This window comes from Prauserella muralis, from assembly GCF_003202285.1.
GTDB lineage: Bacteria > Actinomycetota > Actinomycetes > Mycobacteriales > Pseudonocardiaceae > Prauserella_B > Prauserella_B muralis.
In genome coordinates, this window is the sequence record NZ_MASW01000007.1 from 725,908 (window position 1) to 747,672 (window position 21,765).

A 21,765-nucleotide genomic window follows, 5' to 3' on the forward strand; every position below is an offset into this window, starting at 1 on the left:
GGCAGGTGACGGTTCACGGCGGACCGGGCGAATGCGCGAGCCGCAGGCGTGGAGCCGGCGGCAGCGGTGCGGGCGCTGCCCGCTCCGGTGCGGCACGGAACGCCTCGATCGCGTAAGCGGCGAAGCGGCGCGAGGCCGCCATCCTGGTGGCACGCGGCAGGTCCTGGACCCCGCGGTGGGCCAGGAGCATGAGGATCAGGTCGTCGACGACGAAACCCGGCCGCAACTGTCCGGTCCCCTGGGCGCGGCGGGCCAGTTCGGCGACCGCGCGCGACGTCCGCTCCCGGTCGGCGGCGAAGTCCATGGCCTCGGGGAAGGTCGCCATGAAGGCGTCGGCGAATCCCCGGCTGTGCGCGTGCAGCTCGCAGATCCGCTCGATCAGGCTCCGGAATCCCTGCCACGGGTCCGGGTCCGCCAGAGCGTCGCGCACGACGGCATGGCAGGCGCGCCGCTGCTCGGCGAAGGCCTCCACGATCAGGACCTGCTTGGTGGGGAAATGCCGGTACAGCGTGGCGGGGCCGACGCCTGCGTGCCGGGCGACCTCGCGCAGGGGCGCGTCCAGACCCTCCTCTCCGAAAACCGCGCGCGCGGCGGCCAGGATGCGGGCCCGGTTGTCCCGGGCGTCGGAGCGCACGGGGTGAGGCAAACGGTCGGCCATGGCCTCTCACTTTAGCCAACCGGACGGCAGCGTCCGTTACGTTCCGGTGGCGGTCGCAGCAACGGCGACCCGTCCCCTTCACCGCCCCAGGGAGCAGAGATGAAAGCCGTCGTGATCAGGGAGTTCGGAAACCCCGAGGGGCTGGAGGTCGTCGACGTGCCGGCGCCCGTCCCCGGCCCGGGACAGGTGCGGATCACCACCGAGGCGATCGGCGTGGGTGGCGTGGACGCCGTGATCCGCCGGGCAACGCTGGCCGCGTACGGCTTCCGGAAGGGCCATCTCCTTGGCAGCGAGGTGGCGGGCAGCGTCACCGCGGTGGGCGAGGGCGTGGACCCCTCGTGGACGGGGCGGCGAGTGTGGGCGTTCACCGGACTGTCCGGTGGGTACGCCGAGCAGGCCGTCGCCGCCGTCGCCGACGTCCTTCCGCTGCCCGACGGCCTGACCGGCGTGGACGCGGTGACTCTCGGCAGCTCCGGTGTGGTCGCCCATTTCGCCCTGGACCGCGCGCGTTTCACGCCCGGCGAGACGGTGCTCGTGCGCGGCGCGGCGGGCAGCATCGGGGTCACGGCGGTGCAGCTCGCGGCCAGGGGCGGCGCGGGCGCGGTGGCGGTCACCACGGCATCGGAGGAGCGTGGCGCCCGCCTGCGGGAGCTGGGCGCCACCCATGTCCTCGACCGCTCCGGCGAGGGCGGGCCGGACACGCCGTCGGGATTCGATGTGGTGATCGACGTCGTGGCCGGTCCGGCGCTCTCGTCGTTTCTGGACCGGTTGAACCCCAACGGGCGGTACCTGGCTGTCGGTGTGGTCGCCGGGCAGCCGCCCGCCGACTTCGGCATGCGGCTGATGAACGCCTTCCGCAGGTCGCTGTCGTTCGCCACGTTCAGTGCCGACACCGTGCCCGGCCCCGCAGCGCAGGCGGTGCGGTCCTCCCAGTTCGCCGATGCCGCGCACGGGGACCTGCGCACGGTCGTGCACGACGTGCTGCCGCTGGACCAGGCGGTGCTGGCCCACCGCGAGATGGATGCGGGAACGGTGTTCGGCCGGATCGTGCTGACTCCCTGAGCCGGTACCGCGGCGGAGCCTGACGTGATAACCGCCGTGTTATCGGTCGTTGCGAGGTTCGTCGTTGATCGCTGTCGCGGGAGTCGCGAGTATTTCCTCGTCACAGGGATCGACCGCGAAACCGCGCGGCGATCACGGTCTCCGGAGAGGAGAGTCCACATGGGAGAGACACGAACCGCCACCCAAGGCACCGCGTTCGACGGCTTCACCGACGAGGAACGGGCCGCGATGAAGGAGCACGCGCAGGACCTCAAGCGGACCGCGCGGCGCGGCGCGCGCGCCACCAAGGCGAACGGGGAAGGCGACGTGCTCGCGAAGATCGCCGCGATGGCGCAGCCCGACCGCGCACTGGCCGAGCGGGTTCACGCCATCGTCAGGGCCACGGCGCCGGGGCTCACGCCGAAGCTCTGGTACGGGATGCCCGCATACGCTCGGGACGGCAAGGTCGTCTGCTTCTTCCAGAGCGCGGTCAAGTTCAAGGCCCGATACGCGACCCTCGGCTTCAACGACGCTGCCCACCTCGACGAAGGCACCATGTGGCCGACCGCATTCGCGCTCACCACGCTCAGCGCCGCGGCCGAGAAGCGGATCGGCGAGCTCGTGAAGCGAGCGGCGAACTGAGCCGAGGCGAGCACACGATGACGCCCTTCGAATCCGTTCCGCCTCGACGTTTCCTGCTCTCAGAACGATCACGCGTGCCGCATGGCGTCCCGGCCCGGCCCCGTCGGCACCCTCGCCGTCGCCGCCCTCGGCGGTGGCGCCGCGACCACGAAGCCGACCCGGACGGGCCCGGATGACAGGCCGCATCCCGCTGAGACGGCCCTGGCGAACTCCTACTCCCCGTCCTCGCCGAAGCGGCGAGGCCGTGTCTTCGCGGCCAGCTCGACGAAGGCACGGCCTCGCGGTGGCAGGCCGTCCCGGCGCCACACCAGTGCCCACTCGGTGACCGGAGCGTCGTGGACCGGGACGAACACGACGCCCGGGTGGGTGTAGTACCGCAGCACGTGCTCGTTCAGCGGGGTCACGAACTCGCGCGCGGCCACGCGCGTCAGCACCTCGTGAAAGGTGGTGACGCGGGAGCCTCGGGGAATGTCGCGGCCACGGGGCGTGCGTTCGGGGATCATCGACTGGATCCAGTAGGCGGGCAGGTGCGGACCCGGGTCGAAGAAGACCCGGCCGGCGAAGTCCTCCATCGACACCGACGGCCGGTCCGCCAGCTCGTGCCCCGTCCACGTGGCCAGAACACGACCCTCGGTCAGGACCACGGGCCCTTCGGCGAGGTCCGGTTCCCGCACGGGCCGCCACAGCAACGCCAGGTCCACCTCCCCCGACCGTAGTCCGGTGAACGGGTCGCTGAAGTGGATCTCCCGGAGCGTCACCTCGCAGCCGGGAAACCGGTCGTGAAACAGCGCGATCAGGTCCCGTAGCTCGTGCCCCACCGCGCCCATGACGCCGAGCCGCACGGTGCCGGTGACGCCCCGCGCCGCCTCCCTGGCCTTCACCACACCTTTCTGGATCGCGTCGTAGCCGGCACTCAGGTCGTCGCGCAGCTGCTCGCCCAGGGCCGTCAACGTCACCGCGCGGCTGGTGCGTTCGAACAGCGCCGCGCCGATGCGGCGCTCCTGCGCCTTGATCGCCTGACTGACCCGTGCCTGAGAGACGTGCAGCCGCTCGGCGGCCCGCCCGAAGTGCAGCTCCTCGGCCAGCGTCAGGAAGATCTCGATGTCACGAAGCTCCACCCATGCCCTCCCCGCCATAACACCCAACTCGAGCCACCATAACAGTGGAGTTATCGATCTCCTCGGCGGTCACGAGAGATCGCCGCCCCGGCGCCGGGGGAACCCTTGATGTAACCGTGGTTGCGATGCAACCATGGTTACATGCCACCGGACGGCACGGCGCCGCGAGCTCCTGGCGACTGGGTGTTGTTGTCGTACCGGGTGCCCCGCGAACCCTCCACGCCGCGGATCGCGGTGTGGCGCAAGCTCAAACGCCTCGGCGTGGCGCAGCTGGCCGACGGCGTCGTCGCCCTGCCCGCCGACGCCCGCACCCGGGAACACCTGGAATGGCTGGCCGACGAGATCCTCGACCTCGGCGGCACGGCCGGCATCTGGGTCGCCCGCCCCGCCGCCGTCAGCCAGGAACGCGAGCTGGCATCCTCGATGGCCGCGGCCAGAGCGACCGAGTATCACGCCATCACCGAAGAGGCCATGGCTGCAGCGCACCTGCCCGAGAACAGGCGCCTCTCGACTGCACGGAGACTTCGGGCGGAGATGCGGCGCGTCAACCGACGCGACTACTTCCCCCCGCCCGAACGCGAACGCGCCCGCAGGGCGATTGACGGCTTGCGCCATCCCGCTGCGCCCGATCGAGCTCAGGAGACCGAAAGATGAAGTGGGCGACCCGCGCCAACATCCACATCGACCGGGCTGCCTGCGCCTGGCTCATCCGCCGCGCCATCGATCCCGACGCGGAGTTCGTCTTCGTCGCCGACCCCGCCGATGTTCCCCGAGACGCAACCCCGTTCGACATGCGCGGCGTCGAACTCGGCCATCACCAGGGCGATTGCAGCTTCGAGACGATCCTGCGCCACTACGACCTTGCCGACCCCGTGCTCTGGCGCATCGCCGAGATCGTCCACGAAGCCGACCTCGAAGACGAACGCTACGACGCTCCCGAAGCGCCCGGCCTCGACGTCGCCCTGCGAGCCCTGTCCATGGTCTGCGAAGACGAACAGGTCCTTGTCCATACCGGCCCCCTCTTCAACGGGCTCTACGAATACTTTCGCCGCGCCACCCTGCTCGGCCGCGAACCCGCCTGACCAACTCGGCGTCCACGGAGGAGTGCAAGTGACGGGCCACGAACGCGAACCGGCCGATCAGGACGTATCCAGGCCGGAAACGTCTCCGGCAGACCAGGAACTGTCGCCCGCGGCCGGAGCACGCGAGGGCGATGTGGTGCCTTTCCGGCACGCGCTGCGGACCTGGTTTGCGATCTCGCTGCAGACCTTCGGCGGGCCGGCGGGGCAGATCGCGGTCATGCAACGCACCCTTGTCGACGACAAGCGCTGGATCAGCCAACGCCGCTTCCTGCACGCCCTGAACTACTGCATGCTCCTGCCCGGCCCAGAGGCCCAACAGCTGGCCATCTACGTCGGCTGGCTGCTCAACGGCGTCCGCGGCGGTCTGGCCGCCGGGATCCTGTTCGTCTTTCCCGGCATCGTCGCCCTGCTCGCCTTGTCCGCCATCTACGTCGGGTTCGGCGACACCACCTTCGTCACTGCCGTATTCGCCGGCCTGGGCCCGGCGGTGGTGGCTGTCGTGGCGCAGGCCGTCCACCGGGTCGGCAAACGCGCCCTGACCCACCCTGCCCTGATCGCCATCGCCCTCGGCGCCTTCGCCGCACTCGCGTTGTTCGGCGTCCCGTTCCCCGTCGTGATCGCCGTGGCCGCCCTTGCGGGATGGCTCCTCGCCAAGGTGACACCACCCCACGCGCTGCGCGGCGCGAACGCCGCCAAGGCCGACGCTGGTCCGCAGCCGCTGATCTCCGACGACGCACTGCACACCGAACGCCCCACCCTGGTCCGAGCGATCCGCATCACTCTCATCGGGGCCACTCTGTGGGGACTCCCCCTGTTGGCTGTCGCACTGCTCACCGGCACCGGAAGCGTCTTCGCTACCCAGGGCCTGTTCTTCTCCGGCGCCGCGCTGGTCACCTTCGGCGGCGCCTACGCCGTGCTCGCCTACGTGGCCCAGCGCGCCGTGGAAACCTACGCCTGGCTCTCGGCAGGAGACATGGTCCGCGGCCTCGCGCTGGCTGAGAGCACCCCCGGGCCCCTGATCATGGTGGTCCAGTTCGTCGCCTTCCTCGGCGCCTACAACAATCCGGGCAGCCTCGACCCGTGGATCGCCGGGCTGCTCGGCGCACTGATCACCACCTGGGTCACCTTCGTGCCCTGCTTCCTGTTCATCTTCCTCGGCGCACCCGACATCGAACGACTGCGCAGCAACCACACGCTCTCCGCCGCATTGACCGGGATCACCGCCGCCGTCGTCGGCGTCATCGCCAACCTCGCCCTCTACTTCGCCACCCACACGCTCTTTGCCGGCAATCGGCCGGTGGAGCTGGGGATCCTGCAGCTGAACCTGCCCGACCCGACCAGCGTCCGGCCGGTGGTGGTGGCGCTCGCCATCGTGGCCGCGGTCCTCGTCTTCCGCCTGCGCTGGTCCGTGTTGCGCACGCTCGGCATCTGCGCAGCCCTTGGGTTGGGCGCGGCGCTCGCCGGACTGCCCGTGGCCTGAGAACCAGTGCTCACCTCGGGGCGAGTGCTCGGCTCGAATGCGCTTGCGGAGCGGCTGAACATCTGTTTAGCCTGGGACCGTGCCCGCCGCCGACGACCTCGCCGCCCGGGAGCGCATCCGCGACGCCGCGCTCAACCGGTTCGGGCGCGATGGCATCAACCGCGTCACCGTGCGCGCCATCGCCGCCGACGCGGGGGTCTCCCCCGCACTGGTCATCCACCACTTCGGCAGCAAGGAGAAGCTCCGGAAGGCCTGCGACGCCCACGTGATGGCCCTCCTGCGCGACGGCGGCGCTGCGGACGCCCGGCACCGCGCGACACTCGGCGACGGCAGCCGTCTGGCGGCGCTGCTCGAGGCCGCCGCCCCGGCTCGCCGCTACCTGGCGCGGGCCTTCCTCGACGGGTCCCCTGAGGCCGCGGCGCTCTTCGACGAGATCGTCGAGGTCACGACCGCGTGGCTGGCCGAAGGCGAACGGGACGGCTGGGCACGACCCACGGAGCACCCGCGGGCCCGCGCGGCGATCTACGTCAGCTGGATGCTGGCGCCGCTCACCCTCTCCGACCACCTGGAGCGGGCGCTCGGCGTGCACGACCTGGCCGACACCGGCACCGCCGTGGACTACATGAGCGTGGCGATCGAGATGCTCACCCGTGGCGTCTTCTCCGGCGACGGCGTTCGCCAGGCGTGGCGGTCACTGGAGCGCGACGACCGCAATGACGGCGATGACGGCACTGACAGAGCCGACGAAGGAGAAGCATGACCACGGACGCCTCCCACACGGCCGAACCCGAGCTGGCCGGTGTGTTCACCAGCCCCGACCGCAACGCCTTCTACGCCGAACTCGCCGCCGCGGGCCCCGTGACCCGGGGACGCTACTTCGACGGCAGTCCCGTCTGGCTGGTGACCGGATACGACGAGAGCCTCGCGGTCCTCAAGGACCATCAGCGCTTCAGCAACGACATCATCAACCGCAGCTCCACCGTCGACGTGGCGGCCGCCGCGGGCCTGCCGGAGGACGTCTGGCCGTACCTCGCCCACACCCTCGGCGCGTACGACCCGCCCGAGCATTCCCGGCTGCGCAAGCTGGCCTCACGCGGCTTCACCGTGCGCCGGGTCGAGGCGCTGCGACCCCGGATCCAGGCCATCGTCGACGAGATCCTCGCCGACTGGGCCGGCCGTCCGGAGGTCGACGTGATGGAGCGGCTGGCCTACCCGTTGCCCATCCGCGTGATCTGCGAACTGCTCGGCGTTCCGGAGGCCGACCTCGGCCGGTGGCGCGGCTGGGCAGCGGGCATCACGGCGCCGGACCCGGCGGAGGTCGCGACCGCGGCGCGCGGGCTGGTCGCGTACATGCGCGAGCTGGTGTCCACCAAGCGCACCGAGCCCGGCGACGACGTCCTGTCCACTTTGGTCCTCGCCCAGGAGGAGGACGGCGACCGGCTCAGCGACACCGAGCTCATCTCGCTCGGCATCACGATCCTGCTGGCCGGGCACGAGACCACGGTGAACCTGCTCGGCAACGGGCTGCTCCTGCTGCTCACGCAGCCGGAGCAGCGCCGCAGGCTCCAGGCCGATCCCGGGCTGGTGCCGAGTGCGGTGGAGGAGATGCTGCGCTACGCCGGACCCGCCGAGATCGCCCCGATGCGCTACGCCCGGAACACCGTGGAGCTCGGCGGGGTCACGATCGGCGAGGGCGACGCCGTGCAGATCGTCTACGCGGCGGCCAACCGCGACCCGCGGCGCTTCGACCAGCCGGACGTGGTCCAGCTGGACCGCCGGGACAATCCGCACCTGGCCTTCGGGCAGGGCATCCACTTCTGCCTGGGCGCGGCGCTGGCCCGGGCCGAGGCCGACATCGCCTTCCGCAGTGTCCTGGCCCGGTTTCCCGATCTCGCTCTCGCGGTTGCCCCCGACGAGCTGACCCGCACCCCCGGCATCACACCCGTGCTGACGTCGTTGCCGGTCCACCCGAACCAGCCCGGACACGGTGCCGCGACGAGTTCCTCCTGAGATCCTCATCGGACGGTTTCGGCGCTCGGCCGGGTGCCCGGCGAGCCCACGGTGCCCCCGGGTACATATCGGGTACCCAGGGTGCCCTTCGGCTCGCCGAGCGTCGCCGCGTCCACATCGGATGGACGGTTGGTGCGGGCTACAGACCCAGCAGCTTGCGGAGCTGACCCGCGTGCCGCCGGGACACCTCCACCCGGCTGCGCCGCTGGTCGTCCATCACCAGCACCAGGGCGCCGTTGAAATCGGGCCGCAGCTCGCGCACGTGGTCCAGGTTCACCAGGTACGAGCGGTGCGTGCGGAAGAAGTGGCCGCTGAGCCTGCGCTCCAGCTCGTTCAGCGACAGGCTCACCAGCACCCGCTCCCCGGCCAGCTGCAGGTACGAGTAGCCGCGGGCTGCGGTCGCGTACAGGATCGACGACTCGTCGACGAGCACCGTCCGGTCGCCCTGCTGCACCGGCACGCGGCCCAGCGGCTCCGAGCGCACGGCACGGGCCGCGGGCTGCGCGTCGGCGTCGTCGGCGTCCGCCGCGCTGCCCGACAGCGCCCGGTCCAGTGCCCGGCCGAGACGCTCGGCGTCGAACGGCTTCACCAGGTAGTCGACGGCGTCGACGTCGAAGGCCTCCACCGCGTAGTCCGGGTAGGCGGTCGTGAAGATGATCTTCGGCGCGTTCGCCGCGCTGCGCACCGCCTCGGCGACCTCCAGCCCGGTGCCGCCGGGCATCTTGATGTCGAGCAACACCAGGTCGTAGGCGAGCGACCGCAGCAGCACCAGCGCCTCCTCGGCGTTGGTCGCCTCACCGACCACCTGAACGTTGTCGAACGTGCTCAGCAGGTAGCGCAGCTCCGCCCGCGCGGGTACCTCGTCGTCCACGATCAGGCAACGGGCGCGCATGCCGATCACCCCAAAGGTATCCGCAGGTCGACAATGGTGCCGTCACCGTAGTGCGACTGGATGTCGAGTCGATAACGCTCGCCGTACAGCGCCTCGAGCCGCTCCGAGATGTTGCGGAGCCCGATTCCGCCGTTCGGCGTACCGTGTTCGCCCGTCAGCTGCTCGAGCACCTCCGGCCGCATGCCCACCCCGTCGTCGGACACCCGGATCGCCGTCGTCCTCGTCAGCGGGTCCACTCTGGCCTTCAGCGTCACGGTGCCGCCGTCGAGCTTGTCGGCGAGCCCGTGCTTCACCGCGTTCTCCACCAGCGGCTGGATGGTCAGCACCGGGACGTGCGCCGTGAGCACCTGCGGGTCGACGTCGTAGCGGATCTGCAGCCGCTCGCCGTAGCGAGCCTGCTCCAGCGACAGGTACGTGCGCACGAAGAAGTACTCCTGCCCGAACTCCACCAGGTGCCGGTCCTGCCGCACGGCGTAGCGGAAGAAGTCCGACAGCCGCAGCAACAGCTGCCGCGCCTCCTCCGGATCGGTGCGCGCCTTCGACGCGATCGTGTTCAGGGTGTTGAACAGGAAGTGCGGGTTGATCTGCGCGCGCAACGCGTCGAGCCGGGCGTGCACGGCCAGCTTCCGCTCGTGGTCGAGCTCGGCGAGCTCCAGGTGCAGCGACAGGATCCCGGCCAGCCCTTCCACCACGCCGCGGGGCGGGGGAATGTCGTCGAGCCGGTACACCTTCAGCGTTCCCACCACGCGGTCACCGATCGCCAGCGGGGCCACCACCGCGCTCTGCAGCGGGCAGTCGGCGTTCGGGCAGCCGAGCCGCCGCCGGTCGCGCACCACGATCGTCCTGCCCCGCGCCAGCACCCGCGCCGAGGCCTCGGTCTGCGGCTCGCTGCCCACCCGGTGATGGTCGGAGCCGGGCCCGAGGAAGGCGAGCACCTTCTCCCGGTCGGTGATCGCCACCGAGTCGCCGCCCAGCACCGGGTGCAGCAGCTCCACGGCCCGCCGGGCGGCCTCGGTCGTCAGCCCCGAGCGCAGCGGCATCGAGCGGCCCACGGCGGCGATCGTGTTGCCATGCCTGCCCGCGGTGGGCCGCGCCGGCCGGATCGTGCGCGGGCCCCGCAGCGCCGAGGGGTAGCCGACGGTCAGCACGAGCGTGATCGCCACGCCGATGAGCACGGTCACCGCGACGCCGAGCGGCGGGTCGGCGAACACCTGCGTGAACAGGTACACCACGCCCCAGGCGAGCGCCACCGCGAATGCCAGCGGAAGACTGCCGTTCCTCATCGCCTCACCGCCGCTTCCCCGCCCTGCCGACACCGATCGTCAGCCGGGCCAGCCGCGCCGCGTGCCGGTCGGCCGCCGTGCCGTGCAGCCGCAGCCACAGCCGCTCCAGGTCGGCGGGCGGGTCGCTGCGCCGCGACACCAGTACGGTCACCGCCGCCGCGAGCGGCGCCGCCACGATCGTCGGCGTCAGCAGCACCTCGCCGAGGCCCCAGCTGCCGACGAAGGGAGCGGCCACCAGCATCCCGACGGCGGTGAGCGCGCCGACACCCATTCCGGCGACCGCGCCGCGCGCCGTCGTGCCCCGCCACCAGATCGCCAGGATGAACACGGGCGCCAGCGCCGATCCGGCGAGCGCGAACGCCCACGTCACCATCGTCGCCACGATCGAGGGAAACAGCGCCGTCAGCGAGTGCGGCCGCAGGCCCAGCGCGAGACCCGCCGACAGCACGGCGACCACCATCACCGCCGCGCGCCCCGCCCACACCGCCTGCCGCTGCGTGGCGCCCGGGTTGATGTGCCGCTCGTACACGTCGTGCCCCCACGAGGCCGCCGATGCCAGCAGCAACCCGGCGATGGTGGACAGCACGGCGACCAGCGCGCCGATCGCCACCACCGCCAGACCCGCCTCGCCGCCGAAGATGCGCCCCAGCACGAGCGGCGCGTGCTCGGGCACGCGCAGCACGCCGTCCACGGTGATGCCCTCCAGCCACGGCCTGCCCGCCACCGCGTCGGGGATGAGCGCGCGGGCCGCGGTGCCGAGCAGCACCGCCAGCGCGTAGAACAGCCCGGCCAGCCCCAGCACCCACACGGTCGTCATCCGGGCCGCCGTCCCGGTCGGGCTCGTGAAGTAGCGGTTCATGATGTGCGGCAGGCCCGCGGTGCCCATGATGAGGGTGATGATCAGCGTGATCTGCCCGAGCGGGCCGTAGCGGCCACCGGGATGGCCGAAGTAGGCGGGCTCACCGCCGTCGAGCCGGTTGGGCTCCGACCCCAGCCGCCACTGCCCGTCCTCCTGCACCGGCTTGGTCAGCGGCTGGTCGGTCAGCTCCGCGACCGACCCGGGGTAGCTGAAGCCGGAGCTCGTCACCACGATCGCCAGCCAGACGAACACCGCCAGCAGCAACAGGAACTGCGCCGCCTGCGTCCACGTGGTGCCCCGCATGCCGCCGACCACCACGAGCGCGGTGATGGCCACTGTGGACACCACGACCCCGGTGGCGTAGGGCGTGAGACCGAGGATGCCCTCCCCCACGAGCAGCTCCCAGGTGAGGCCGCTGCCGACCGCCTGCGGCACCAGGTACGACAGGATCACCAGCTGCACCACGGTGACCGCCACGAGGCGCACGCGGTCGGAGGCGAGCCTGCGGCCGAGGAAGTCCGGGATGGAGAACTCCCCGAACCTGCGCAGCGGAGCGGCGATGAACAGCAGCACGGGGACGAACCCCGCGGCGAACCCGGTCGCGTACCACACACCGTCGAGGCCGGAGGCGTAGACGGCCGCGGCGACCCCGAGAAACGAGGCCGCCGAGAAGTAGTCGCCGCAGATGGCGCAGGCGTTGGTGACCACCCCGACGCGTCGCCCGGCGAGGTAGAACTCGAACGTGGACGCACCGCGCGGGCGCAGCACGAGCCCGGTGACGAGCACCGCCACGAGCAGGCCTGCGAGCAGCAGCAGGCTCGCGGTGATCACGGTGGTTCCTCGTCCTGGCCGGGGGTGTCCCGCTCCGGGTCGCCGAGCATCCGGTCCTCGACGGCGTTGGACAGGGTGGCGGCCGCGACGGCGAGGACGAAGAAGAACACGTACAGCCCGGCGGCGGCCATGACGAAGCTCGGCGTCATGCCCCCGATCAGGCGACCGTCGGACCACCAGGCGACGGTGAGCGTCAGGATGGGCACGGCGACGACGACGCCGAGGAAGACCAGGAAGTGTCCTACCGCGACCCTGCGCACGGTGCGGAACGTGGCGTCGACGTCGGCGGGCGCGTCGTACTCGTCCCCGGCATCGGGAACCCACTGACCCCGCTCGTCGGGATCGAACCACACCGGGCGGGCACCGGACGAGTCCACCCTTGGCACCCTACTGCGTCGCGCGGCGCCGGGAAAACGCTACGCGGCGCGGATGCGCAGCGCGGCACGCAGCAGGATCACCGCGGCGCCGCCGACGAGCACGAGGCCGATGCCGGGCAGCAGTTTGCCCCAGCTGTCCGTGCTCGCGCTCAGCTGCAGGATCCGCGCCACCTGCCACAGCACCAGCAGCGCGGCGGCCGCGCCCGGCACCAGGGCGTGCGCCAGGGCCACCCTGCGGTAGGGCATGAGTGCGCCGGCGATGGCGAGCGCGCCGCAGCACAGCGTCCACAGCCCGGCACCGGCCGCCCCGGAGAGATGCCCGACCGGTGTCGACACCCACGGCATGAGCGAGCCGACGAGCATCAGCAGCCCGCCGAAGATCATGCCCACGCTTCCGACGTGCAGGATGCGGCGGCGACGCCCCGTCGCCGCACCCGTCCCGGTCACCGATGACATGCCCGGAGTGTAGGACCGCGGACCGGCCGGACCCATGGCCCGGCGCGTGAACGGTCGCCGCCGGGCCGCGAGCGGCCGCATCTCCGGCGCGAGCGGCCGCTGCGGGCGTCCGAGTGTCCGGCGCGGGCCGGGATCGACCGCTCGCGGGCCGCCCGGGCACGCTCGGGGACGAATTCTTGCCCGGCAGGGCCAGCGGCGCGGATCCTGCGCTCACCCGTAACCCGCGGCGTCGAGCGAAGGGAGCCGACGGTGGCTCAGACCGACGATCAAGGCCACTCGCCGCCAGAAGGCGACTGGCGCAGGGAGTACTGGCGCCGGAACCTCCGGCTCATGGTCATCCTGCTGAGCATCTGGTTCATCGTGCCGTTCGGCGGCGGCGTGCTGTTCGTCGAACAGCTCAACCAGGTCAGCTTCGGCGGATACCCGCTGGGCTTCTGGATCGCCCAGCAGGGCTCCATCTACACGTTCCTGATCCTGATCCTCATCTACGCCGTGCGGATGGACCGCCTCGACGACAAGTTCGGCGTGAGTGAGCGCGACGAGGAGGGCCAGCGGCGATGAGCAACATCCAGATCTGGACGCTGACCTTCATCGTCCTGTCCTTTGCCGTCTACATCTTCATCGCCTGGCGAAGCAGGGTCGCCGAGACCAAGGGCTTCTACGTCGCAGGGCAGGGCATTCCGACCGTCGCCAACGGCGCGGCCATCGCGGCGGACTGGATGTCGGCGGCGTCGTTCATCTCGATGGCGGGCCTCATCGCCTTCCTCGGCTCGGACGGCTCGATCTACCTCATGGGCTGGACGGGTGGCTACGTGCTGCTCGCCCTGCTGATCGCGCCGTACCTGCGCAAGTGGGGCCGGTTCACGGTGCCGGAGTTCGTCGGCGACCGCTATTCCGAACTGGTGCGCACGGTCGCCGCCGCGGCGGCGGTCATCATCTCGTTCACCTACGTGGTGGGCCAGATGAACGGCGGCGGCATCGTGTTCAGCCGCTTCCTCAACATCGACATCAACGGCGGCGTGGTCATCGCGGCGGCGATCATCTTCACCTACGCCGTACTGGGTGGCATGAAGGGCATCACCTGGACGCAGGTGGCGCAGTACACGGTGCTCATCATCGCCTACCTGATTCCCGCCTTCGCGGTGGCGCAGGCCGTCACCGGCATCGCGATACCGCAGATCTCGTTCGGACAGATCCTCGACGAGCTGAACGCGCTGAGCACGGAGTTCGGTCTCGACCGCTACACCGAGGCGTTCACGGCCCGGCCGATGATCGACATCTTCCTGGTGACGCTGACGCTGATGATCGGAACGGCGGGACTGCCGCACGTCATCATCCGCTTCTACACCACCAAGACGGTGCGCGGTTCGCGGTACTCCGCGTTCTGGGCGCTGCTGTTCATCGGCCTGCTCTACACCACCGCTCCCGCGGTGGGCGCGTTCACCAAGTTCAACCTGCTGGAGGGCGTGCAGGGCCGCACGGTGGACCAGCTTCCACAGTGGATCGAGAACTGGAGGGCCACCGGTCTGGTCACGATCAACCCGGACGCGACCACCATCGAGTCGGTCAGCAACAGCGCCGACGCGGGTGCCGACCTGACCGTCAACAACGACATCCTGGTGCTGGCCTCGCCGGAGATCGCGGGGTTGCCCGCGCCGATCGTCGGCCTGGTCGCGGCGGGCGGCATGGCCGCGGCGATGTCGACGGCGGCCGGCCTGCTGCTGGTGATCTCGTCGTCGGTGTCGCACGACTTCTACTTCCGCCGGTTCCGCAAGCACGCGCACGACCGCGAGCGGCTGCTCGTCGGCCGGATCGCGATGGCGGGCGCCGTGGTGGTGGCGGTCATCGCGGGCATCAACCCGCCTGCCTTCGTGGCGCAGGTGGTGGCGTTCGCGTTCGGCATGGCGGCGTCGAGTTTCTTCCCGGCGATCGTGCTCGGCATCTTCTGGAAACGCTGTAACGCCAAGGGTGCCGCGGCGGGCATGATCACCGGCCTGGCGCTGACGATCGCGTACATGATCTACACCCTGGAAGTGTTCGGGACGCCGGAGAACGAGCACATCCTCGACATCAGCCCGGAGGCCATCGGGGCCATCGGCGCCGCGGTGAACTTCATCGTCGCGATCGTGGTGTCGAAACTGACCTCGCCCCCGCCGAAGCACCTCGAGGAGCTGGTCGAGAACCTGCGCTACCCGGCGGAGCGCAGGACGGTGCCCACCACCGGCTCATCCGGGAACTCGACGGGAGAGGAGGCTTAGCCCGGCGCCCCCTTCCCGGGGCCCAAAGCTCCCCAATGCGGCATTCGCTCCACTGGATGGAGCGAATGCCGCATTGGCTCCGTTGGGTGGAACCAATGCCGCATTGGGGAGCGTGCGGCGCGTGGGTGCTCACCAGCCGTAGGCGCCGACGATGGTGGCCACGTCGACGCCGAGGCGCTCGCAGGCACCTACGCCGGGGTGGCGCGGCCGTAGCGCCCCGCCAGCGCCCGTAGCTCGGCGACGAGCTCCGGCGGCTCGGTGACGGTGAAGTCGGCGCCGAGCAGCCCGAGGTGGGTGGCCAGGCTCTCGACCGTGTCCGAGCCGGTGTCGAGCACGCAGGTGTGCTCGTCGACGGCCTCCACGGTGCCGACGGCCGGATTGATCCGCGCGGCGACCACTGGTGCGGGCGCGTGCACGGTGACGCGGGCGCGGTGCCGCCATGCGGCGGCGGACACGCCGCGCCGCACCCGGTCGGTCACCTCCTCGGGCAGCTCCCGCGGCCGGAACCGGGGGCCGTTGGGCACGCGCAGTTCGATGCGGTCCACCCGGAACGTGCGCCAGTCGTCGCGGTCGGTGTCCCAGCCGACCAGGTACCAGCGCCGTCCCCAGGTCACCAGCCGGTACGGCTCGACCGCGCGCCGGGTGGCCGTGCCGTCGTGGCCGAGGTAGTCGAAGCGCACCTGCTCGTGGTCGCGGCAGGCGGCGGTGAGGTGGGTGAGCGTGGCCGCGCTGACCTGCGGTCCGGACACGTCGGCCGGTGCGCGGACGGCATAGGTGTGCAGGGTGCTGACCCGGTGCCGCAGCCGCGAGGGCAGCACCTGCTCCAGCTTGGCGAGCGCCCGCAGGGACGCCTCCTCGATGCCGGTGATGCTGCCGCCCGCGGCGCTGCGCAGGCCGACGGCCACGGCGACGGCCTCCTCGTCGTCGAGCAGCAGTGGCGGCAGCGCGGCTCCGGCGCCCAGCCGGTAGCCGCCCACGGCGCCGCGGGTGCCGTGCACCGGGTAGCCGAGCCTGCGGAGCCGCTCGACGTCGTTGCGCACCGTGCGGGTGCTGACGTCGAGCCGCTCCGCCAGCTCGGTGCCGCTCCACTCGCGGGGTGTCTGCAACAGGGACAGCAGGCGGAGCAGCCGCGCCGAGGTTTCCAACATGACCGTGATTCTGCCCTTGTATTAGGAACGAAGTCTTCCTAAAGCCTTCCTAGTCTGGCCCCATGACCGAGATCAAGCCCTTCCGCATCGACATCCCGCAGGCCGACCTCGACGACCTCGCCGACCGCCTCGCCCGCACCCGGTTCACCGAGGAACTGCCCGACGCCGGCACCGACTACGGCGTTCCGGTGAGCCGCGTCCGCGAACTGGTCGAGTACTGGCGCGACAGCCACGACTGGCGCGCGCTCGAGCGCAGACTCAACGCCCACCCCCAGTTCACCACCGAGATCGACGGCCAGAACATCCACTTCCTGCACGTCCGCTCCGCCGACGAGGACGCCTTCCCGCTGCTGCTCACCCACGGCTGGCCGGGCAGCGTCGTCGAGTTCCTCGACGTCATCGGCCCGCTCACCGACCCGCGCGGGCACGGTGCCGACGGCCCCGCCTTCCACCTGGTGATCCCGTCGATTCCCGGGTTCGGTTTCTCGGGCCCGACGCGGGAGCGGGGCTGGAACCGGTACCGGGTCGCCGCGGCGTGGGCCGCCCTGATGGCCCGCCTCGGCTACGAGCGCTACGGCGCGGTCGGCAACGACGGCGGCTCGCTGATCTCGCCGGAGGTCGGCCGGATCGACCCCGAGCACGTCGCGGGCGTGCACGTCACGCAGATCTTCTCGTTCCCTTCGGGCGACCCGGCCGAGCTGGCGGACCTGACGGAGGAGGAGTCGGCGGCGCTGGCGCACCTGCAGTGGTTCTGGGAGAAGATGGGCGCGTTCAACACCCTGCAGGCGCAGCAGCCGCAGACCCTGGCGCACGCGCTGGCCGACTCCCCCGCGGGCCTGCTCGGCTGGAACGGGCAGCTGCTCGCAGGCCAGGACGACGAGTTCACGGTCGCCAACATCGCGATCTACTGGCTGACCGGCACGGCCGGCTCGGCGGCACGGTTCTACTACGAGGACGGTCACGCCGAGCACCCCACGGAGCCGACGACCGTGCCGATCGGCCTGGCCGGGTTCGCCAACGACTTCCAGTCGATCCGGCGGTTCGCCGACCGCGACCACAAGAACATCGTCTCCTGGAACACCTACGAGTCGGGCGGTCACTACGCCGCCCACGAGGAGCCGGAGCTGCTGGCCGCCGACATCCGGGCGTTCTTCGGCTCGCTGCGCTGAGCCGGTTCGCCCTGCCCGTTCCGGCGCCCGTCCCGGCCGAGCCGCCGGGACGGGCGTCGGGCTGATCGGGCAGAATCAGGCGTCCGCGAACGCACTCGGTCACGAGTGCCCGACCACTGGGGTGCCCGCCACATGACGCTGACCTGGCTCGGGTGGCTCGCCGGTGTCCTCGGCCTGGTGGCCGCCGGGTTCGGTGCGGTGCTGCTGCCGCGCCGACGCGCTCGCGCCGGTGGCCGCGCCACCGCGTGGTCGACGGCCCGTTCCGCGATCGACATCGCGGCGGTGAGCCGCGATGCCTGTCCCGCACGCGTGGCCGAGGCCGAGCACCTGCTGGCCCGTGCCGAGTCGCTGGCCGCGGACCGCGGTGGCGTCGCCGCCGCGCACCAGGCCACCGAGTACGCCCGGCGCGCCGACCGGCTGTGGCGACAGGCCGCCGATGCATGAGCGGCGTGCCCGCCGCAGGCCGGAGTGGCTGCGCTGGGCCTGCCTCGGCGCCGCGGCACTCGCCCTGGGCGTGTTCGTCGTCGCCCAGCGGCAGAGCATCGACGTCAGCTACGGGCGGTCGCCGTCCTCGTCGGACGGTGTCCAGGAGGGCTCGGCGGGTGAGCTGAGCGACGCGACGGTGCCGCCGGTGGACGAGATGACCGCGATGTTGCGGGCGAACGACGTGGTGCGGCTGCCCGGCTCGATCGCCCGGTGGGACACCCGCCGGGTCCGGGCCGCCATCGGCGGGCGGGACGTGCGGATCCTGGTGGCGCCACCCGGACTGGACGAGGCCGAACGCGACCGGGTGCGCGACGTGGACAACGCCACCATCCGGGTGATCGGCCTGCGCGTGACCGGCGACGTCTACCAGGCGACGGCCGACTCCCTGCCGGGCTGGCGCTCGCAGTTCGCCACGGGCGACGTCACCAGTCTGCTGCTGACGATGATCGCCGGGCTGCACGACGAGCCGAGCCCTCCGGACGTCGACCTGCTCCGCTGGCGGGAACCTGCCGCCGCCGAGATCGGCCGCGTCGCGGCGGCGCTGCGGGAGCGCGGCACCTACGTCGGCGAGGGAGCCACCGTGACCAGGGTGCCCGCCGAGCGGGCCCGCTCGGCTCTTCCCGGCGGAGCGCTGTTCGTGGTGCTGCCGCAGCAGCCGTTCACGGCCGCGCTGCCCCGCTTCGGTCCCGCGCTGACCCGGCTGTTCCCCGGAAGGCCGATCGTCGTGCAGTACGGCTCGTGGATCGAGTACCACGGTCCGCGGGCCGCCGGCTTCGCCGAGGTGGCCGCCGCGAGCTTCTACGCGCAGTTCGGCGACCGGCTCAGCACCTACGCCTATCCGCAGTCGGCGGTGCTCGGCGCCTACCTGGACCGGGTGACCGACGTCCGGTACGCGGGCCTGTTCGACCGGCCGCTGCCCTACCAGCCACCCGACCCGCTGCGGGTGGCGCTGCCCGCGCTGCCGTGGGTGTTCGCCGGGTGCGTCGCCGTGTTCGTGGTGCTGTCGGTGCGTCCTGGCCGGCGCTCCAGCGTCGTGGCGGAGCGCCGGGGCTCGCCCGCACGGCTCGCCGGGCTCACCGCACTGGCCGTCGAGGTGTCCGCGCTGACCGACGGTCCCAGTGACGCCGCCTTGACCAGGGCGATCACCGCGCTGACCGCGGCGAGGGAGGCGCTCGGCAGGCGCCTCGCCGAGCCGCATGTGCACGCGCTGCTCGACCAGGCGGAAGCGGAGCTTGCCGACACCGCCCGGCTGCTGGGCCGCAAGGACTACCGCCCCGACGTGTACCTGCGGGGCGCGCTGGCATGAGCAGGATCCGGCATTTCCTCGGCACACCGTTCGGCCTGGCCGTGCTCGCCTGCGCCGTGGTCGCGGGCTGGGCACTGTGGACCGGCGGGCTCTTCGACGGGGCGCTGCGACGGGAGGTGCGCTCGTCGTCGGTCTACGCGGCCGAGGGCGTCGAGCTGGACGAGGGCGCGGCCGAGCGGATCATCGGCAACCGCAGGCTCGTCGTGGCGTTCCTGGAACCCGGGTCCGACCTGGCGGCTGGCTGCGACGACGCGAAAGGCGCCGCGGACGGCAACCTCGTGCTCCTGCTCAGCCAGGGCAGCGGGCGGGACGAGCAGGGCGACGACTACGACGCGTACGGCTGCGCCTTGTTCCCCGACGCCGACGACGAGAACCTCGGTAAAGCCCTCGTGGCCGAGAACCTCATCCGCAGCGGCATCGACCAGTTCCCCGACCGGCCGCTCGAGGCGCTGAAGGTCATCGTCGTCAACTACGACCTGCTGGTGAAGGCGGGCACCGTCGCCGACGGGGCGCGCACGATCAGCCCCTCGCTGCCGCGCTATCTGATCGCCGCGGCCGCACTCGGTGGCGTGGTCGCCGGGGCGGCGAGCCTCTACCTCACGGCCCGGAGGGCGGGCCGGATCGCCGTCCGCCGCCGGGAGCGCCGGGACGCGGCCGCCGATGCCCGCAGCGTGCTCAGCGCGGGCGCGGCGGTGCTCGCGCAGCAGATCATCGACCTCGACCACCGGTTCGCCCTGCTGACCAAACGGGACCGCACGCGACGCCACGAGCTCACGAACCGGTACCGGGCGATCGTGTCCGACTACACCGCACTGCTGGACGCGCTGTCGGCGGCCGGGGCCGATGACGAGGCCGAGTTGCGCAGGCTGACCGAGCGGATCGACCGCCTCGCCGAGCGCTGCCGCAGGCTCGCCGCCCAGACCTGATCGTCACCGGGTCGCCGCGCGCACGTCCTTGACGTAGCGGTGGCAGGGCACCGCGATGGTGCCGTCCTCCACGGCCGCGCCGTAGTCGAACGCGCCCTCGTCCCGCCAGCCGCGCCGCTCGTAGAAGCGCCGCGCGCGGTCGTTGCCCGCCACCACCGCCAGCCACGCCCGCGGATGCCCGGCCTCGGCGACGAGCCGCTCGGCCTCGTCCAGCAGCACGTCCGCGACGCCGGATCCGCGATGGCCGGCCGCGACGTAGACCTGCTCCACCTCGTCGTCGACCACCATGACGAAGCCCGCGATCTCCTGCCCCGCCACGGCGACCGTGGTGTCGGCGACCCGCTGCTGCGCTCGCACCGCGAAGGACTCCGGGGTCCGGACCGCCACGAGATCCCGGGGCACCCGGCCGTCGTGCCCGTCGTGCCAGCCGAGCCGCCAGATCTCCGCCACGGCCGGTGCGTCGTCGGGTGCCGCCGGTCGCAGCCGCCATCGCCGGTCGTTCACGGTGCCTCCCCAGTGCCAACAGCAGTCCCGTGAACCTACGCCGCCCGCTAACGCTTCGGCCAGTGCCACGACGGCTCGTCCAGCCGTCCCTGGCCCTCGACGACCGTCGCGCCGGACTCCTTGACCAGTTCCACCATGCCGGTGTCGGAGCCACGTTCCTCCGCCACGGCGTCGAGCGCGCGGACCAGCGGCGCGGCGTGGGTCACCACGACGAGCTGCGTGCGTTCGGCGGCGGTGCCGATCAGCTCCGCCAGCGGTGCCAGCAGCTCGGGATGCAGGCTGGTCTCCGGCTCGTTGAGCACCAGCAGCTCCGGCGGCCGGGGCGTGAGCAGCGCGGCGACGAGCAGCAGGTAGCGCAGCGTGCCGTCGGAGAGTTCGGCCGCGGCCAGCGGACGCAGCAGCCCGTGCTGGTGGAACCGCACATCGAACCGGCCCGCGTGCGACGCGACCGCCACCGACGAGCCGGGAAACGCCCTGTCGATCGCCGCGTCGAGCACGGCGGCGTCGCCCATCTCCTGGATCGTGCGCAGCGCCGAGGCAAGGTCGCCGCCGTCCGCGCCGAGCACGGGGGTGCGGGTGCCGATCCTGGCCGCCCGCGCCGGGGCGTCGCGGTCGGTGCGGAACTGGTCGTAGAACCGCCACGAGCGGATGCGCTCACGCACCGTCAGCAGCTCCGGCGTGTGCCGCGGGTCGGCGAACGCGCTGAGGATGCTGTCGGTCGCGCGGACCGCGTGCACCTGTTCTGCCCAGCGCCCGCTGTCGTCGCGGAACCGGGCCGTCACCGGGTGCCGGTCGGCGAGCAGCGCCGACGGCCGCAGCACCGGGCCCGCCCACACGGCCTCCCGCTTGATCTCGGGGTCGTGGGCGAACAGCGTCGTGTCCGGATCCACCTGCGGAAGGCCGAGGTCGATGGCGTAGCCGAACTCGGTCCCCGCGAAGCCGAGCCGCACGCCGACCCGCTGCTTGCGCACCGTGCCCTGCGCGGGCGCACGTCCCTCCCGCGTCGCGCTGGTCGTGGTCTCCGGGCCCGCCCACAGCGCCGAGGCGAGCCCGCCTTCCCTTGCCACCGCAGCCACGGCACCCTCGCGCGCCGCGGCGGCGAGCGTGTTCAGCGCCCGGTACAGGTTGGACTTCCCGCTGCCGTTGGCCCCGGTGACCACGGTCAGCGCCCGCAGTGGCAGCACGAGCCTGCGCAGCGAGCGGTAGTTCTCGACGGCCAGTGTGGTCAGCACGCCTGCG

The 21,765-nt window shown here is 71.9% G+C and carries 23 protein-coding genes; 13 read left to right on the top strand and 10 right to left on the bottom strand.

Translation table 11 applies throughout. The features are described from left to right. Positions 1–13: 13 nt before the first annotated feature. Entirely contained in the window at positions 14–658 is a 645-nt protein-coding gene (locus tag BAY60_RS33080; protein WP_211330545.1) for a TetR/AcrR family transcriptional regulator, read from the bottom strand. Positions 659–757: 99 nt separating this feature from the next. On the opposite strand from BAY60_RS33080, the gene BAY60_RS33085 reads away from it, so the two are divergent. Together BAY60_RS33085 and BAY60_RS33090 are read left to right on the top strand one after the other, a co-directional pair. Further along, positions 758–1,720, top strand: coding sequence for a zinc-binding dehydrogenase (locus tag BAY60_RS33085; RefSeq protein ID WP_112285301.1), 963 nt, complete (start codon positions 758–760; stop codon positions 1,718–1,720). 159 nt (positions 1,721–1,879) lie between these two features. Beyond that, on the top strand, positions 1,880–2,341 hold the full coding sequence (locus BAY60_RS33090) for an iron chaperone (protein ID WP_112285302.1): 462 nt from the start codon (positions 1,880–1,882) through the stop codon (positions 2,339–2,341). A 212-nt stretch (positions 2,342–2,553) separates the two neighbouring features. Here the strand turns inward: BAY60_RS33090 and BAY60_RS33095 are convergent, their stop codons facing one another. Beyond that, positions 2,554–3,459 carry a LysR family transcriptional regulator gene (locus BAY60_RS33095; RefSeq protein ID WP_112285303.1) on the bottom strand — a complete coding sequence of 302 codons (906 nt, stop codon included), beginning with the start codon at positions 3,457–3,459 and terminating at the stop codon, positions 2,554–2,556. Between the two features lie 141 nt (positions 3,460–3,600). Between BAY60_RS33095 and BAY60_RS33100 the strand changes: the two genes are divergently transcribed. The 5 genes from BAY60_RS33100 (at position 3,601) to BAY60_RS33120 (ending at position 8,031) form a co-directional block, all read left to right on the top strand. Next, on the top strand, positions 3,601–4,113 hold the full coding sequence (locus tag BAY60_RS33100; protein WP_112285304.1) for a Chromate resistance protein ChrB: 513 nt from the start codon (positions 3,601–3,603) through the stop codon (positions 4,111–4,113). Further along, entirely contained in the window at positions 4,110–4,541 is a 432-nt protein-coding gene (locus tag BAY60_RS33105; protein ID WP_112285305.1) for a chromate resistance protein ChrB domain-containing protein, read from the top strand. The genes BAY60_RS33100 and BAY60_RS33105 overlap by 4 nt, the downstream gene beginning before the upstream one ends. A gap of 28 nt (positions 4,542–4,569) precedes the next feature. After that, positions 4,570–6,021 (top strand): chromate efflux transporter, encoded by a 1,452-nt coding sequence (gene chrA, locus BAY60_RS33110; RefSeq protein WP_211330546.1) that lies wholly within the window; start codon positions 4,570–4,572, stop codon positions 6,019–6,021. Positions 6,022–6,100: 79 nt separating this feature from the next. Next, positions 6,101–6,781, top strand: a complete 681-nt coding sequence (locus tag BAY60_RS33115) for a TetR/AcrR family transcriptional regulator (protein WP_112285306.1) — start codon at positions 6,101–6,103, stop codon at positions 6,779–6,781. Further along, positions 6,778–8,031, top strand: a complete 1,254-nt coding sequence (locus tag BAY60_RS33120) for a cytochrome P450 family protein (RefSeq protein WP_112285307.1) — start codon at positions 6,778–6,780, stop codon at positions 8,029–8,031. The genes BAY60_RS33115 and BAY60_RS33120 overlap by 4 nt, the downstream gene beginning before the upstream one ends. 139 nt (positions 8,032–8,170) lie before the next feature. Here the strand turns inward: BAY60_RS33120 and BAY60_RS33125 are convergent, their stop codons facing one another. Genes BAY60_RS33125 through BAY60_RS33145 form a run of 5 tightly spaced genes read right to left on the bottom strand, consistent with a single transcriptional unit; the run spans position 8,171 to position 12,729 of the window. Continuing rightward, on the bottom strand, positions 8,171–8,923 hold the full coding sequence (locus BAY60_RS33125; protein ID WP_112285631.1) for a LytR/AlgR family response regulator transcription factor: 753 nt from the start codon (positions 8,921–8,923) through the stop codon (positions 8,171–8,173). A gap of 5 nt (positions 8,924–8,928) precedes the next feature. Beyond that, positions 8,929–10,206 (bottom strand): histidine kinase, encoded by a 1,278-nt coding sequence (locus tag BAY60_RS33130; protein ID WP_112285632.1) that lies wholly within the window; start codon positions 10,204–10,206, stop codon positions 8,929–8,931. Positions 10,207–10,210: 4 nt separating this feature from the next. After that, positions 10,211–11,896, bottom strand: a complete 1,686-nt coding sequence (locus BAY60_RS33135; RefSeq protein ID WP_112285308.1) for a sodium/solute symporter — start codon at positions 11,894–11,896, stop codon at positions 10,211–10,213. Further along, positions 11,893–12,273, bottom strand: coding sequence for a hypothetical protein (locus tag BAY60_RS33140; RefSeq protein WP_245992915.1), 381 nt, complete (start codon positions 12,271–12,273; stop codon positions 11,893–11,895). Before BAY60_RS33140 ends, BAY60_RS33135 begins: the two co-directional genes overlap by 4 nt. Before the next feature lie 39 nt (positions 12,274–12,312). Continuing rightward, positions 12,313–12,729, bottom strand: coding sequence for a hypothetical protein (locus BAY60_RS33145; RefSeq protein ID WP_170160636.1), 417 nt, complete (start codon positions 12,727–12,729; stop codon positions 12,313–12,315). Between the two features lie 249 nt (positions 12,730–12,978). Between BAY60_RS33145 and BAY60_RS33150 the strand changes: the two genes are divergently transcribed. Both BAY60_RS33150 and BAY60_RS33155 read left to right on the top strand, forming a co-directional pair. Then, a complete protein-coding gene (locus BAY60_RS33150) occupies positions 12,979–13,290 on the top strand; it encodes a DUF4212 domain-containing protein (protein WP_112285309.1) in 312 nt (103 codons plus the stop codon). Continuing rightward, positions 13,287–14,987, top strand: a complete 1,701-nt coding sequence (locus tag BAY60_RS33155) for a sodium:solute symporter family protein (RefSeq protein WP_112285310.1) — start codon at positions 13,287–13,289, stop codon at positions 14,985–14,987. Before BAY60_RS33150 ends, BAY60_RS33155 begins: the two co-directional genes overlap by 4 nt. A 188-nt stretch (positions 14,988–15,175) precedes the next feature. Here BAY60_RS33155 and BAY60_RS33160 read toward each other — a convergent pair whose 3' ends face one another. Then, on the bottom strand, positions 15,176–16,135 hold the full coding sequence (locus tag BAY60_RS33160) for a helix-turn-helix transcriptional regulator (RefSeq protein WP_112285311.1): 960 nt from the start codon (positions 16,133–16,135) through the stop codon (positions 15,176–15,178). A gap of 62 nt (positions 16,136–16,197) precedes the next feature. On the opposite strand from BAY60_RS33160, the gene BAY60_RS33165 reads away from it, so the two are divergent. The 4 genes from BAY60_RS33165 to BAY60_RS33180 all read left to right on the top strand — a co-directional run bounded on the left by BAY60_RS33165 (position 16,198) and on the right by BAY60_RS33180 (position 20,022). Further along, entirely contained in the window at positions 16,198–17,304 is a 1,107-nt protein-coding gene (locus tag BAY60_RS33165; RefSeq protein WP_112285312.1) for an epoxide hydrolase family protein, read from the top strand. Between the two features lie 132 nt (positions 17,305–17,436). Next, positions 17,437–17,748 carry a DUF6403 family protein gene (locus BAY60_RS33170; protein WP_112285313.1) on the top strand — a complete coding sequence of 104 codons (312 nt, stop codon included), beginning with the start codon at positions 17,437–17,439 and terminating at the stop codon, positions 17,746–17,748. Beyond that, the gene (locus BAY60_RS33175) at positions 17,741–19,096 is read left to right on the top strand and encodes a hypothetical protein (RefSeq protein ID WP_112285314.1); all 1,356 of its coding nucleotides are present in this window, start codon (positions 17,741–17,743) and stop codon (positions 19,094–19,096) included. The genes BAY60_RS33170 and BAY60_RS33175 overlap by 8 nt, the downstream gene beginning before the upstream one ends. After that, entirely contained in the window at positions 19,093–20,022 is a 930-nt protein-coding gene (locus tag BAY60_RS33180; RefSeq protein ID WP_112285315.1) for a hypothetical protein, read from the top strand. The genes BAY60_RS33175 and BAY60_RS33180 overlap by 4 nt, the downstream gene beginning before the upstream one ends. A gap of 3 nt (positions 20,023–20,025) precedes the next feature. Here the strand turns inward: BAY60_RS33180 and BAY60_RS33185 are convergent, their stop codons facing one another. Together BAY60_RS33185 and BAY60_RS33190 are read right to left on the bottom strand one after the other, a co-directional pair. Further along, the gene (locus tag BAY60_RS33185) at positions 20,026–20,526 is read right to left on the bottom strand and encodes a GNAT family N-acetyltransferase (protein ID WP_245992916.1); all 501 of its coding nucleotides are present in this window, start codon (positions 20,524–20,526) and stop codon (positions 20,026–20,028) included. Positions 20,527–20,573: 47 nt separating this feature from the next. Then, positions 20,574–21,758 carry an AAA family ATPase gene (locus BAY60_RS33190; protein ID WP_112285316.1) on the bottom strand — a complete coding sequence of 395 codons (1,185 nt, stop codon included), beginning with the start codon at positions 21,756–21,758 and terminating at the stop codon, positions 20,574–20,576. Positions 21,759–21,765: the final 7 nt, after the last annotated feature.